General features: G+C 33.3%; 15 protein-coding genes and 1 tRNA gene. 11 read left to right on the forward strand and 5 right to left on the reverse strand.

Going from position 1 to position 13465, the window contains the following annotated elements; genetic code table 11:
- Positions 1–48: 48 nt before the first annotated feature.
- Positions 49–387: a helix-turn-helix domain-containing protein gene (locus AC4BC7_RS07990; protein ID WP_490504350.1), complete on the reverse strand. Its 339-nt coding sequence runs from the start codon at positions 385–387 to the stop codon at positions 49–51.
- A gap of 465 nt (positions 388–852) precedes the next feature.
- Between AC4BC7_RS07990 and AC4BC7_RS07995 the strand changes: the two genes are divergently transcribed.
- Both AC4BC7_RS07995 and AC4BC7_RS08000 read left to right on the forward strand, forming a co-directional pair.
- The gene (locus AC4BC7_RS07995; protein ID WP_490504352.1) at positions 853–1281 is read left to right on the forward strand and encodes a sigma-70 family RNA polymerase sigma factor; all 429 of its coding nucleotides are present in this window, start codon (positions 853–855) and stop codon (positions 1279–1281) included.
- Positions 1271–1507, forward strand: a complete 237-nt coding sequence (locus AC4BC7_RS08000; RefSeq protein ID WP_490504353.1) for a helix-turn-helix domain-containing protein — start codon at positions 1271–1273, stop codon at positions 1505–1507. Before AC4BC7_RS07995 ends, AC4BC7_RS08000 begins: the two co-directional genes overlap by 11 nt.
- 385 nt (positions 1508–1892) lie before the next feature.
- On the opposite strand, the gene AC4BC7_RS08005 is transcribed toward AC4BC7_RS08000, so the two are convergent.
- Positions 1893–2108 (reverse strand): hypothetical protein, encoded by a 216-nt coding sequence (locus AC4BC7_RS08005; protein WP_490504354.1) that lies wholly within the window; start codon positions 2106–2108, stop codon positions 1893–1895.
- Positions 2109–2343: 235 nt separating this feature from the next.
- A tRNA-Lys gene (locus AC4BC7_RS08010) sits at positions 2344–2416 on the reverse strand.
- Positions 2417–2560: 144 nt separating this feature from the next.
- Here AC4BC7_RS08010 and AC4BC7_RS08015 point away from each other — a divergent pair.
- From AC4BC7_RS08015 to AC4BC7_RS08030, 4 genes are all read left to right on the forward strand, one after another.
- The gene (locus tag AC4BC7_RS08015) at positions 2561–2773 is read left to right on the forward strand and encodes a helix-turn-helix domain-containing protein (RefSeq protein ID WP_490504356.1); all 213 of its coding nucleotides are present in this window, start codon (positions 2561–2563) and stop codon (positions 2771–2773) included.
- A gap of 81 nt (positions 2774–2854) precedes the next feature.
- A complete protein-coding gene (locus AC4BC7_RS08020) occupies positions 2855–4096 on the forward strand; it encodes a tyrosine-type recombinase/integrase (RefSeq protein ID WP_490504357.1) in 1242 nt (413 codons plus the stop codon).
- Between the two features lie 26 nt (positions 4097–4122).
- Positions 4123–4686 carry a helix-turn-helix domain-containing protein gene (locus AC4BC7_RS08025; protein ID WP_311055572.1) on the forward strand — a complete coding sequence of 188 codons (564 nt, stop codon included), beginning with the start codon at positions 4123–4125 and terminating at the stop codon, positions 4684–4686.
- Complete coding sequence (locus AC4BC7_RS08030; protein ID WP_490504395.1) at positions 4572–5516, forward strand: IS3 family transposase; 945 nt, start codon at positions 4572–4574, stop codon at positions 5514–5516. Before AC4BC7_RS08025 ends, AC4BC7_RS08030 begins: the two co-directional genes overlap by 115 nt.
- Before the next feature lie 336 nt (positions 5517–5852).
- Here AC4BC7_RS08030 and yeiL read toward each other — a convergent pair whose 3' ends face one another.
- The gene (gene yeiL / locus AC4BC7_RS08035) at positions 5853–6506 is read right to left on the reverse strand and encodes a transcriptional regulator YeiL (protein ID WP_490504358.1); all 654 of its coding nucleotides are present in this window, start codon (positions 6504–6506) and stop codon (positions 5853–5855) included.
- Positions 6507–6591: 85 nt separating this feature from the next.
- Between yeiL and AC4BC7_RS08040 the strand changes: the two genes are divergently transcribed.
- On the forward strand, positions 6592–7227 hold the full coding sequence (locus AC4BC7_RS08040) for a DUF6198 family protein (protein WP_490504359.1): 636 nt from the start codon (positions 6592–6594) through the stop codon (positions 7225–7227).
- Positions 7228–7258: 31 nt separating this feature from the next.
- Here AC4BC7_RS08040 and AC4BC7_RS08045 read toward each other — a convergent pair whose 3' ends face one another.
- Positions 7259–8920, reverse strand: coding sequence for a peptide ABC transporter substrate-binding protein (locus AC4BC7_RS08045; RefSeq protein WP_490504360.1), 1662 nt, complete (start codon positions 8918–8920; stop codon positions 7259–7261).
- A gap of 790 nt (positions 8921–9710) precedes the next feature.
- Between AC4BC7_RS08045 and nrdH the strand changes: the two genes are divergently transcribed.
- The 4 genes from nrdH (at position 9711) to AC4BC7_RS08065 (ending at position 13460) form a co-directional block, all read left to right on the forward strand.
- Positions 9711–9935 carry a glutaredoxin-like protein NrdH gene (gene nrdH, locus AC4BC7_RS08050; RefSeq protein WP_207941390.1) on the forward strand — a complete coding sequence of 75 codons (225 nt, stop codon included), beginning with the start codon at positions 9711–9713 and terminating at the stop codon, positions 9933–9935.
- A gap of 111 nt (positions 9936–10046) precedes the next feature.
- Positions 10047–12206, forward strand: a complete 2160-nt coding sequence (gene nrdE / locus AC4BC7_RS08055) for a class 1b ribonucleoside-diphosphate reductase subunit alpha (RefSeq protein ID WP_207941391.1) — start codon at positions 10047–10049, stop codon at positions 12204–12206.
- A gap of 20 nt (positions 12207–12226) precedes the next feature.
- A complete protein-coding gene (gene nrdF, locus AC4BC7_RS08060; protein ID WP_207941392.1) occupies positions 12227–13192 on the forward strand; it encodes a class 1b ribonucleoside-diphosphate reductase subunit beta in 966 nt (321 codons plus the stop codon).
- Between the two features lie 142 nt (positions 13193–13334).
- A complete protein-coding gene (locus AC4BC7_RS08065) occupies positions 13335–13460 on the forward strand; it encodes a hypothetical protein (protein ID WP_490504361.1) in 126 nt (41 codons plus the stop codon).
- The last annotated feature ends 5 nt before the right edge of the window (positions 13461–13465 follow it).

The raw sequence follows: 13465 nt of genomic DNA on the forward strand, positions 1-13465 counted from the left end.
TTTATTACATTTTTTCTACTTGGATTTTAGCACTAGGATAATATCAATTTATTCGAATATTGCTTTAATTACATTTTGAACAATTACTAATTCATTATCACTTAAATAATCTAATTGTTTTTCTATTTGTCTTCTGGTAGAACTTTTGATGTCATTATCTGTTTGTTCAAGAAAAAAACTGTCAAGAGATACATCTAACAATGTCACAAGTTGATATAAGATATGTAAGCTAGGTTGTTGTCCTTGATTTTCAATGTTTGTCAAATAACGTGGTGCAATTTTAATGATTGATCCTACTTGTTCTCGAGTCAATCCTTTATTTAAACGAGCTTCTTTTATAGCAGAACCAACTGGTCGAAAATCAAATTTTTTATTTTCATCATACATTATATATCACCCACTCACATTATACTGTTCCTATTAAACAGTAAACAGGTCTTATACAATGTTAATATACCTTTAATAATTCCTAATATACTTTCTAACTACCTGATGAAAAAAAAACTGTCATTTGGTGGTTCCTTTTACATGCCTTTAATCTATAGTTCATTAAAACGACAGTCCCTACAATGTCGTTTTTTATTTGTATTTACGAATAATCAACTTAGGAGAAGATAATATGATTTTTTTCAATTTTATAAAAATAAAATTTCTCTTATTATTAAAAAAATAATTTATATACTTATAGCTAAGTATGCTCTTAAAAGTGAATTCTCAAATCCTATTATAGGAATTAAAAATGCGAATTATCAGAAAAATATACTGATAACTCACATTTTTTTATATTTTATTTCAAAAAGTGAGCATTTTCCCCCTTTCGGATTGGTATTTAGTGCGAAAGGAGGTGATTGTATGGCACAGTCAAACTTTCAATTATCAGTGGAGAAAAAATTTGATTATATGTGTCGCTTGGTTTTAATTAATGAAAAGAAAAATTACTATAAGCAATTAAAAAAAATATCTGATAAAGAAAGTACATTTACTGACACAGGAGATTATGTAATTAGTCAATTTGCAACTGTAGATTCTTATTCAATTGATTCTTATATTTTTACAATCTTAGGAATACCTGTTGAAGTTGAAAACGAATTTTTAGTTACTGCGATTAAACATTTGTCAATTAATCAGAGAAAAATCATCTTACTGTACTATTTTTTAGATTTGACAGATTTAGAAATTGCGAACATTTTAAATTTAAAACGTTCAACAGTCAATCGTCAACGTAACAAAAGTTTATCTTTAATCAAAGAATATTTGGAGGAAAAGAATAATGAAGACTAACTCTTATCCAAGTATCCCTTATCGCTTGATTAAACAGGCTATCGATGGAGATATTGAAGCTATTAATCAAATCAGAGAACACTATCGCCCTTATTTTTCTAAATTGTCTCTCCGCCTAATGCAAGATGAATATGGAATGACTCATATGGTTGTTGATGAGGTGTTACGTGGTCAATTGGAAAGCAGATTGTTAATGATGATTTTAAACTTTGAAGCACAGGAATAAATAAGAATATTTGTAGGGAGTGTCAAAAGAGACCTTCCACACTCCCTTGTTTGTTAATCTATCTAAGCTACTTTATTCAGATAAATAGTTTTGATAGGCTAATAAGCCTACTGTTCATTGAAAACTAAATACCATAATTAGATACGTTCAGTTTATATGGAGCTAGCTAAACAAATACGCCATGATTTCTTTTAAGAATAAGCGATTCTATTTGAGTTACAACTTTCAACTTAGGATTTTGAAAGTGCGAAGATATGTAAATTGAGATAATGATACACCTACCTTGAACGCTTCACCGCATTGGGTAGCTCTCCAAGTATGAGAAGAGATGAAATTTCTGTGGGTCTTCCTAGACCGTCTAATTATGTAGAAACTCTTGTATCTCTTATTTCCAGATATTGATTTCAGCAGATATGTTCTTTTTAGCAAAATCTGTTAATTTTATGGCATCTGCTAGATTCATTTTTTCGACAGATCGTTCCCCGCTTTTTAATTTTTTAATTGAACTTAAACTAATATTTGTTGCTTCAGAAATGACTTTTGCCGTGCTTTCAGTAAGAATTTTGCGAATCAATTCAATATCAGCAATCCCTTTATCCATAGGGTTTCAACCTCCCTCTATTACAGAATCTATTATACCACTACAGTGGGCTTCTTGCAATTTGAGAGGGTACTCTAGTGGTTTTTTTGGATTTTTGAAGAGGGGAGAGTAAAACAAAAATAAAGTATAAGGTAACAAAATATTTATCTTTTTATAACAAAAAAAGAAGCCGCGAGAATCGTTTTCGAAATGCTTTCGCACCAACAATTCTCCGGCTTCGTGGGTTTGGCACCCATGGGGGCATAGGGACTCGAACCCTAGACTCGCAGATTAAGAGTCTGCTACTCTACCAACTGAGTTATACCCCCGTAAATAACAAATGATTAGAATTAGAATAACAATCTTGCATTCAACTAAATCTAATTATTAGTCAATTAACACTATATTATCTTACACCCACCTATTATAAAATGCAACATCTTTTCATGATTTATTTTTGAAAGGAGATTCTCATGAAACCAAATTATTATGATTCTTTGGTAGCAGATTATTCTAATTTATTGAGTGTTGATGATTTACGAAATGTATTAGGCAATATCGGAAAGAATAAAGCCTATGAACTTTTAAAAAGTAACACCATTCGACATGTAAGAATTGGTCGACAATATAAAATTCCAAAGAAAGCCGTCATTGATTACTTGATTCTCATTGATTCTCAGGGCTGATGTTAAACACTATTGATGATATAATAAAGTTATCAAAAGGTGTTCTTCATTGCTCTCTTTTTCAATTTAGGAGGAATTAAATTGGACTTACGAGCAAATATTGTTGAAAAACGTGGTACATTGCAAGTCGTAATTACTTATAAGGATGTATTTGGTGTTTCTAGACAAAGATGGCGGGATACCAAGCTTAAGAAAAAAGGCAATAAAAAGCGGGCAGAAAAAATTAAAGATGTGTTTTTGATTGAAGTAGAAAAGGAATTGCTTGAAAAAGAGCAAGAACCCACGAATCACTTTGATTGGGAGAAAAAAGCGGATATGTCTTTCTTTGATTACTTGAAGGATTATTTGAAAATTGCCAAACAAAATGTTTCTATTCTAACATTTATAGGGTATGAAAAAGAAGTCAATACACGAATCAAAGCATTCTTCCAGCCCAGTCGTCTACCTTTAAAAGATTTACGACCAATTCACCTTCAAATGTTTTATCAATCTATTTTAGATGATGGTTGCAGTGCGAATACAGCGATTCATTATCATGCCTATATCCGCAAAGCCTTGCAACACGCAGTTAATATGGAATATATACCTAGTAACATTGCTGACAGGGTTGAAAGACCTAAGAAGAAACAATTTATTCCAAAGTTTTATTCCAGCGAAGAAGTGGAAGGACTCTTGAAAGTGTGTGAAGGTGAAAAAATTCGCTTGGTGCTTCTAATAACTGCTTTTTATGGGCTGCGTCGAAGTGAGGTTTTAGGATTGAAATGGAGTGCAATTGATTTTATCAATAAGAAATTTAAAATCAACCACGTAGTTTTGGAAGATCCCTATAATTATGCTGTACTGATAAAAAAAGATCAGACCAAAAATGATCCTAGTTACCGTTCCATGCCTCTTGTCTCTCACATTGAGCAAGAATTAATGAATCAAGCTGAATGGCAGCAAAAAAATAAAGAGCTTTTTGGCGACAAGTACAAGGAAGAAGACAACGAATATATCTTCACTATGGAAGATGGTCGTTTAATGACACCTTCCTATCTCTCCAGACGAACTAAAGTTCTCATGAGGAGGCATAAGTTACGTGTCATTCGCTTTCACGATTTACGACATTCTAATGCATCCATCATGTTGGACAACGGGCAAGATATGAAACGAATTCAAGAATGGCTAGGACATGCTTCATTCACAACTACTGCCAATTTATATGCCCATTTGACACCTGGATTCAAAAAAGAGGCAGCAAGTTCCCTCGAAAAGGTATTTGGTTTTGATCAAAAGGATACAAAAAAAGAGCCCCACGGTACCGACCCCCGAAAGTTAGAGTAATAAATCTAACTTTCGGGGGTATTTTTATGGCTAAATATAGTGAAGAATTTAAAATAAAGCTTGTTACGGAGTATTTGGATGGAAATATTGGTTATAAATTATTGGCGAAGAAATACAATATGCCTTCTGCAACACCATTACAAAATTGGGTAAGAGCTTATAAAACACAAGGGATGGAGGGATTAAAACGAAGAAAAAGGAAGGAAGTATATCCTGTTCAATTTAAATTAAATACGATACAATTTATGTTAGACACAGGTGCTTCTTATCAGGAAACGACTGAACAATTCGGATTAAATAATCCTTCATTAATTTATCGTTGGATGAAAGATTTTAATTCTCAAGGGATAGAAGGCTTGAAACCAAAATCAAAGGAGCGACCTTCTATGACTAAGAAACTAAATAAACAAACGAAAAAGGAAGAAAACAAGTTCACACGTGAAACGGAGTTAGAACGAGAGAATGAACTACTGAGATTAGAAATTGCCTATTTAAAAAAGCTGAGAGCTTTTCGGGAAAATCCGAATGTCTTACTCGAAAAGCGCAAGCAAAATGGGCATTCGAACTTAAAGAAGAAGGGTTCCGATTAAAGGATATTATCCTAGTTGTGGGAATTCCCGAAGCAACCTATCACTATCATGTCAAGAACTTCGGAAAAGAAGATCTGGATATCGAACTAAAAGAACGCATTACTCACCTATTTAAGGCGTTTTATGAACGTTATGGATATAAACGGATTACAGACGAGTTAAAGAAATTAGGATACTGTATTAATCATAAAAAGGTGTATCGCATTATGCGAGAGCTAGGATTAAAGTGTGTAAAATTCATGCGAAAATCCCGTAAATACAATTCATATAAAGGAACTACTGGAAAAATAGTGAAGAATCGATTGTCACGTCGGTTTAGTACACCTATCCCATTTCAGAAACTAGTAACTGACATTACGGAATTCAAATGTCTAGGGGAAGAAAAGTTGTATTTAAACCCTATTCTTGACCTATATAATGGAGAAGTGATTGCGTTTGGAATTAAGAAACGCCCAACATTAGATTTAGTCATGGAGCCACTAAATGAAACAATAGAGATAATAAAGAATCACGCAACCTACCGTACAACTATCCATTCGGATCAAGGTTGGCATTACCAACATAATAAATGGGTAAAAACATTAAATAAAAACAATGTATTCCAGAGTATGTCACGTAAAGCAACGTGTGCAGACAATGCTTCGATGGAGAATTTCTTTGGCATATTAAAACAAGAAATGTATTATGGAGAGAAACTAGTCAGTTATGAAGAATTAAAACGACGAATTAAAGAATACATCTACTGGTATAACCACGTACGATCAAAAGTAAAATTGGCTGGACTGAGTCCGGTCGAATACCGAATTCAATCCAGCCAATCAGCTGCATAATAAAAACTCTAACTTTTAGGGGTCGCCACCCACTCCTCCGAAAAGTGAACTCTTTTGTAACTAACTGGATTAATAATTTGTTGGCAAATTGTTGGCATTTTTATTCCGACCAATTTTCATCAACTAGAATCCTTTGATATCAAGGGTTTTAGTAACACTCCAATTCAGTAGGTCATGCGATTAAGAGTCTGCTGCTCTACCAACTGAGCTATACCCCCGTAAAATGACAATGGATTGCTTAAAAGTAATCAACATTCATTTAATACTTTACTATCTTACACCTGCTTATTTTAAAATGCAACGGTTTTTCATTATTTCTTTTAGAGAAAATCATTTTTACTGAACAAGTTGTGTACGATAGTTAACTAATGCTTCTCGATGCAGATAATAATAGCCCTGCTTTTTATCAATATAGCCCATTTCTCTTAGCTGTTGCATCGTATATAACAAATGACGATAGCTCACACCGAGATATTCAGCAATTTCCGTTTGTTTTTCTTCGTAACAATCGTCAATGGAAATTCGCAACAATAAATCAATGAGACGTACCATCAAAGGATACATTTGATTTTCAGTAAAATGTTCTACTCGCAATAATAACTTCAATCCGATATAACGACTGATTTCTTGTAAAAAGATTGTGTCATTCATTAATATTTTACGCGCAGCAGAGATAGGGATTGCTAAGCAGTTGACTGTATTTCTCGCGATGACATTTTTGGTATGTTCTTCTGCTTGAATTAACGTTAGTTCACCAATAAAGTCCTCCGTTTCTAAAAATTGAACAATCATATGTCGACCATTCTCCTGACTTTTCAAAATTTTTGCTTTTCCTTCTAAAATATAAAATAAATAGTAAACATCCTCTTCTTCTTTTTGAATAAACTCGTTTGATTCAAATTGAAAAATATAAGCATGTTTTTTAATCCCCTCTGGAAAACATTCCGGTAAATTAACATTTGATTGATTCGTATACAATAATTTTTTCATCTTTTTCTCCTAAACATGAGATATCTCATATAGTTCTTCTTCAGTTTAGCATATAATGACTACAACACAACAAAGGAGGAATACAATGAAGTTTAAAACCGTTTCGCAATCGCTTATTTTCTATTTTATTAGTGCTTTAGGTATCAGTATGACCATCAAGGCAACGATTGGCGTGAGTAGCTTTAATTCGCTCAACACGGCGTTATCTGGTGTCTTATCATTAAAAATTGGCACGATAACCTCACTCATCAACATTGGTTTTTTATTGGTTTGCTGGGGAATGGATACACAAAAAGATAAAAAACAATATCTTCTTATGCTATTTTCTTTAATCAGCTTTGGTGAAGTGATTAATTTTATGTTGTATTATTTATTTTCAGATATTACTTTAATTTCTTATGGTTGGCGTTTATTTTTCTTTGTTTTAGGAACCATTATTGGCGGGATTGGCACTGGACAAGTCTTACGATTAGATTTGTTAAAATTTCCAATTGAGAATTTTTGTTTACTCATTTCGGAGCGTACAAAAAATAGTTTTGCTTTTTATCGCTATAGTATTGATGTGAGTTGTGTGATACTCTCACTCCTCCTTTCCTACTTGTTTTACTTACCATTATTTGTTCGTGAAGGGACGATTATTAGTTTATTTTTACTTTCAGGTTCGATTGGTTGGTCACGCAATCTTTCTCTCATCCCACAAAAAAATCGCCCCCAAAACTAGACAATCTAGCTTTGGTGAGCGATTTATTTTTTTACTCTTCAATATAAGCCCATTTGTAATCATGAGAAGCGCCTGCACCGTGAGAAACAATATTTTTCACTTTTTCAGCGCGTAAATGTGCTTCTGCACGTTGATATACTGGAATAGTTCCCATATCTTCAATTAAAATATTTTCTGCATCTAACAATGCTTGCCAACGCTCGGCTGGTTGCGTTGCATAAGTTGTTGCAGCATCTTTAACTGCTTTGTCATAGTCTTCGTTGCTCCAACGGCCACGGTTATAAGCATTTCCTGTTACAAATAAATCAGTGAAGCTACTTGGGTCTGCATAGTCAGCTCCCCAACCACCAAAAACAACTTCAAAGTCACCAGCATTTGAACGGTCTAAACGAACACTAAATGGTACGTTAGTCATACTAACATCTACACCATCCAAAGTCTCATTCCAAACACCTTGAACATATTCAGCCGCTTTCTTCACAGAATCCGTATCATCTGAAAGTAATTCAAAGCTTAATGAATCAATTCCTAATTCTTGTTTGGCTTTTTCCCAATATTCTTTCGCTTTTTCAACATCATATTCTGTATTATTTGTTGTTTCTTCAACAAAATCTTTGCCTGTATCTGGATTAAATGACATGTTTTGCGGAATCAAACCAGTTGAAGCTTCCGAACCATCACCTAATACTTGTTTAACTAATGCTTCACGATCAATTGAATAAGACAATGCTTTACGTAAGTTTTCATTGTTAAATGGAGAGTCTTTCTCTCTTTGGTTCATTTCAATATAGCTTGTACGTGACTCTTTTAATGTAACAAATTCTGGACTATTTGTATTTTGTTGTGCTAATTCACCTGTTAAGATAACATCATCTAACTGTCCATCTTGGAATAAATTCAAACCAGTTGAAGATTCTTTAACGACAGAGACATTAATTGTTTCTAACTTAACATTTTCTACATCCCAATATTCTGGATTTTTTTCATATGACCATTCTGTATCTACACCAGGTCCATCAAAATCGCTTAATGTAAATGGTCCATTATAAACAGCAGTATCGCTCTTCTTCGCATAATCTGCACCAAATTCTTCTACTGTTGCTTCATGTTGTGGGAAGAATGATGGGAATGCTAATAGATAATCAAAATACGGTGTTGCTACAGCTAACGTAATTTCTAATTCATAATCTCCCACAGCTTTAATTCCTAAGTCTGTTGCTGGTTTCTTCCCATTAATAATATCTGTCGCGTTGTCTACTACTTCATAAAGATACGCATATTGAGAACCTGTTTCAGGATCGACTGTACGTTGCCAACCATAAACAAAATCTGCAGCAGTTACTGGATCACCATTTGACCATTTAGCATCTTCTCTTAATTTTAATTTATAAGTTAAACCGTCTTCACTAACTTCTGCTAACTCTGCAGCTGCGGCTGGTTGTGGCTTATTTTCATTATCTAAACGATATAATCCTTCATATACATTGTTTAAAGCAGTGAAACTAATTGTATCGGTCGCAATTGATAAATCAGCGGTAGGCATTTCTTGTAAAACAGCTAAGTTAAATACTTGTTCTGCTTCTCCTGTTCCTGTCTTAGCACTGTCATCTGTTTTAGACGTTCCACCTGTTGTACAAGCGCCTAATAAAATAGCACTCACCAATAATGTTCCTAATAATTTTTTCTTTTTCATAAATCGTCCCCCTAATCTATTTCTAACTTGATGTTAATTTTATTAGAATATACTGAAAATTACAATCTTTTTTTAACCAAAAACGCCATTTTTTAAAAATTAAATTAGAAAAATGCTATTATAACAACATTTCAACTCATAAAATTATTTTTCATTTTATTAAAATAATGGATTAAATGATTAAATCTCCCTCATATAAGTTCCGCTTTAATACAAACGAGTCACAGATTAAACACCTAAGTCTCGCGTAAATTTTGAGCCCCACTAATTGTTGAATACTCTGAAGACACTGTTCCACAAAACAGTTCTCCATTCATGTAATTGACTAAATTATTTCTCTACCAATCATCGTGTTTAGAAGATTTTATTTTTCTAAAAAAATTTTTATTAGATTCAGGTTGTCGTTAGCTACAATAGAAACAATCCATTATCTGAAGCAGAACCAGAGACAAAAATTCTTTTACTAAAAATAAATGCTATCGCTAGTCGGCACTAAGCAAAAAAGATGGCCAACAGATGACTCTTTTTTATTTCACTTGTGAATTTAAAAACTTTAGAGAAATTCTTTTTACTTTTTACTTTTTTTCAGCTACAATATATAAAGCGTGTTTCTCTTTAAACCCCACTATTCATCACACTTAATTATAAAAAGACTTTTAAAAAACCACAACAAATAGTGTTTCCAATATTCACAAACACAATATATAGTATTTTTTCATTTGACTTCTTTCTCAGTTCATTATACTATTTATATACATTAATTAGTTCAAGCAACGAGGAGGAAATATATATGAACATCAAATTATTCTCAAAAAACAACTGCATGCAATGCAAAATGGCTAAACGCTTTTTAGCAGATAACAATATTAGCTTTGAAGAAATCAATATCGACAACGAGCCTAATGCTATTGATTGGTTAAAAGAACAAGGTTTCCAAAGCGTTCCTGTAATTACATCTGATGCGACAACTGTTGTCGGTTTCCGTCCAGATCAATTACGCCAATTAGCAAGCTAATTTTCGTTCCAAAGAAAATCAGATTTACCTTGGATTTGTCCGTCACCTGTGACTAACAAGTCCATTTTTTTATGAAATATTAAAAATATAGAGATAAGGTTGTGTATATGAATGAGTTTAAAAACGTTAAAAGACGTCACTTACTTCAAGTTAAATAATGAAATCAACCGTCCAGTTAATGGACAGATTCCATTACACAAAGATCAAGAAGCTCTCGTAGCCTTCTTCAAAGAAAATGTCGAACCAAATACCAAAAAGTTTGCTTCAGTCACAGAGAAAATTGAGTATCTGATTGCTAATGATTATTTGGAAGAAGCGTTTATAAATAAGTATACGCCTGATTTCATCGAAAAATTATACGCCTTTTTAGATGACCAAGAATTTCATTTCAAGTCATTTATGGCTGCCTATAAATTCTACTCACAATATGCTTTAAAAACCAATGATGGTACGGAATACCTAGAAAGCTATGAAGACCGTGTTGCGTTTAATGCCTTGTACTTTGCAGATGGCAATGAAGAATTAGCCCTTTCTTTAGCGGACGAAATGATTCATCAACGTTACCAACCAGCAACGCCTTCTTTCTTAAATGCTGGAAGAAAGCGTCGCGGTGAACTTGTTTCTTGTTTCTTAATTCAGTTAACAGATGATATGAATTCTATTGGTCGTGGAATTAACTCTGCGTTGCAATTATCTCGTATTGGCGGCGGTGTAGGGATTACTTTATCTAACTTACGTGAAGCAAGTGCTCCTATTAAAGGTTATGAAGGTGCTGCAAGCGGCGTTATGCCCGTTATGAAATTATTTGAAGATAGTTTTAGTTATTCAAATCAATTAGGTCAACGTCAAGGTGCTGGGGTTGTTTATTTAAATGTTTTCCATCCAGATATTATTAGCTTTTTATCTGCTAAAAAAGAAAATGCAGATGAGAAAATTCGTGTAAAAACATTATCATTAGGCGTCCTTGTTCCCGATAAGTTTTATGAATTAACACGTAAAAATGAAGATATGTACTTATTCAGTCCATATAGCGTTGAAAAAGAATACGGTGTCCCTTTCTCTTATGTTGATATTACAGAAGAATACGATAATTTAGTTGCTAATCCACGTATCCGTAAAACAAAAATACGTGCACGCGATTTAGAAAATGAAATCTCTAAATTGCAACAAGAATCTGGTTATCCTTATATCATCAATACAGATACTGCGAACCGTGCAAATCCCGTATACGGTAAAATCGTCATGAGTAATTTATGTTCTGAAATTTTACAAGTCCAAGAGCCTTCTGTCCTAAATGGGAAACAAGAATATGAAGAACTAGGTACAGATATTAGCTGTAACTTAGGTTCATCAAATATCGTTAACTTGATGGAGAGCCCTGATTTTGGTAAATCGGTTCGTACAATGACACGTGCATTAACTTATGTAACAGATGCATCTGATATTGATGTTGTCCCTTCTATTCAAAATGGAAATCGTTTAAACCATACAATTGGTTTAGGTGCGATGGGACTACACACTTATTTCGCTAAAAATCAAATGGAATATGGTTCTCCAGAATCAATTGCATTTACAGATATTTATTTCATGCTATTAAATTACTGGACATTAATGGAAAGTAATGTCATTGCCAAAGAACGTGGTGAAGTCTTCCATAACTTTGAAAAATCAGATTATGCAAATGGTCGTTATTTCGAAAGCTACATTCAAGCGGATTATCAACCAAAATCAGAAAAAATTGCCGCCCTTTTTGAAGGAATTCAAATTCCAACTAGTGCAGATTGGCAAGCTTTAGCTGATGCGGTTAAAAAAGATGGTCTTTATCATCAAAATCGTTTAGCAGTAGCACCAAACGGCTCTATTTCTTATATTAACGATACAAGTGCTAGCTTACATCCAATCACTCGTTTAATTGAAGAACGTCAAGAGAAGAAAATTGGGAAAATCTATTATCCTGCTGCGCACTTATCAAATGATACAATTAGCTATTACAAATCAGCTTATGACATGGATATGCGTAAAGTTATTGATATCTACGCAACAGCACAAAAACACATCGATCAAGGCATGAGCTTAACTTTATTCATGCGTTCTGAAATTCCTGAAGGTTTGTACGAATGGAAAGACACAAGTAAACAAACAACTCGTGACTTAAATATTTTACGTCATTATGCTTTCCATAAAGGGATTAAATCTATTTATTATATTCGTACATTTACTGACGATGCAGAAGAAATCGGCAGCAATCAATGTGAAAGCTGTTCAATCTAGTTCAAAGAGGAGGCCTTTTCATGGCAAACACTTATTATAAAGCAATTAACTGGAATGAAATCGAAGACGTTATCGATAAGTCCACTTGGGAAAAATTAACCGAGCAATTCTGGTTAGACACACGTATTCCTCTATCTAATGATTTAGACGACTGGCGTAGTCTTTCCGATCAAGAAAAAGAAATGGTTGGACATGTTTTCGGTGGTTTAACTTTATTAGATACAATCCAATCGGAAAGTGGCATGGATCAATTAAAAAAAGATGTCCGTACAACTCATGAAGAAGCAGTTTTAAATAATATTCAATTTATGGAATCTGTTCATGCGAAAAGCTATTCATCAATTTTCAGTACTTTAAATACCAAAAAAGAAATTGAAGAAATTTTTGAATGGACAAATACCAACGAATTTTTACAAAAAAAAGCAGAAAAAATCAATGAAATCTATAAAAATGGGACTGCTTTAGAGAAAAAAGTGGCGAGTGTTTATCTAGAGACTTTCTTATTCTATTCTGGTTTTTACACACCGCTTTATTATCTAGGAAATAACAAACTTCCCAATGTGGCAGAAATCATTAAATTAATTATCCGTGATGAATCTGTTCATGGAACATATATTGGTTACAAATTCCAATTAGGCTTTAATCAATTGCCTGAAGACCAACAACAAACATTAAAAGATTGGATGTATGAACTGCTCTTCGAATTATATGAAAACGAAGAAAGATATACCGATCAATTATATGCTGAAATTGGTTGGGCAGATGAAGTAAAAACTTTCTTACGCTACAATGCCAATAAAGCTTTGATGAATTTAGGACAAGACCCTCTCTTCCCTGATACAGCAAATGATGTCAATCCAATTGTCATGAATGGTATTTCTACAGGGACAAGTAACCATGACTTCTTCTCACAAGTAGGAAATGGTTATCTATTAGGAACAGTTGAAGCTATGCAAGACGATGATTATTTAATCGGAATGGATTAATTATTTTAGACACTGAGGTCGTTTGACTTCAGTGTTTTTTTATCTAACAATTTTGTTCGTTTAGATTCACTTCTTTCGATGGTTGACTCTTTTTATTCGCGATAAACTATTCGTAGAATAAATGATAAGGAAGTGTCGCTTGATGAAAAAAATGACAAAGATCTTTATTGCTGGTTCCCTATGTTTCGGAGTTGCTTATTTTGTTTATAACAACGTGATGCAGCCACTCAATGAAGAAGCCACCCAAGAAATCCTCTTATACAAATAATTACG

The sequence above is a fragment of the Enterococcus sp. AMC1623 genome (assembly GCF_058216495.1).

Bases quoted from the DNA above. Each gene is read 5' to 3' on its own strand.
- AC4BC7_RS07990 (WP_490504350.1), bottom strand. From the start codon at position 387: ATGTATGATGAAAATAAAAAATTTGATTTTCGACCAGTTGGTTCTGCT.
- AC4BC7_RS07995 (WP_490504352.1), top strand. From the start codon at position 853: ATGGCACAGTCAAACTTTCAATTATCAGTGGAGAAAAAATTTGATTAT.
- AC4BC7_RS08000 (WP_490504353.1), top strand. From the start codon at position 1,271: ATGAAGACTAACTCTTATCCAAGTATCCCTTATCGCTTGATTAAACAG.
- AC4BC7_RS08005 (WP_490504354.1), bottom strand. From the start codon at position 2,108: ATGGATAAAGGGATTGCTGATATTGAATTGATTCGCAAAATTCTTACT.
- AC4BC7_RS08015 (WP_490504356.1), top strand. From the start codon at position 2,561: ATGAAACCAAATTATTATGATTCTTTGGTAGCAGATTATTCTAATTTA.
- AC4BC7_RS08025 (WP_311055572.1), top strand. From the start codon at position 4,123: ATGGCTAAATATAGTGAAGAATTTAAAATAAAGCTTGTTACGGAGTAT.
- yeiL (WP_490504358.1), bottom strand. From the start codon at position 6,506: ATGAAAAAATTATTGTATACGAATCAATCAAATGTTAATTTACCGGAA.
- AC4BC7_RS08040 (WP_490504359.1), top strand. From the start codon at position 6,592: ATGAAGTTTAAAACCGTTTCGCAATCGCTTATTTTCTATTTTATTAGT.
- AC4BC7_RS08045 (WP_490504360.1), bottom strand. From the start codon at position 8,920: ATGAAAAAGAAAAAATTATTAGGAACATTATTGGTGAGTGCTATTTTA.
- nrdH (WP_207941390.1), top strand. From the start codon at position 9,711: ATGAACATCAAATTATTCTCAAAAAACAACTGCATGCAATGCAAAATG.
- nrdE (WP_207941391.1), top strand. From the start codon at position 10,047: ATGAGTTTAAAAACGTTAAAAGACGTCACTTACTTCAAGTTAAATAAT.
- nrdF (WP_207941392.1), top strand. From the start codon at position 12,227: ATGGCAAACACTTATTATAAAGCAATTAACTGGAATGAAATCGAAGAC.
- AC4BC7_RS08065 (WP_490504361.1), top strand. From the start codon at position 13,335: ATGAAAAAAATGACAAAGATCTTTATTGCTGGTTCCCTATGTTTCGGA.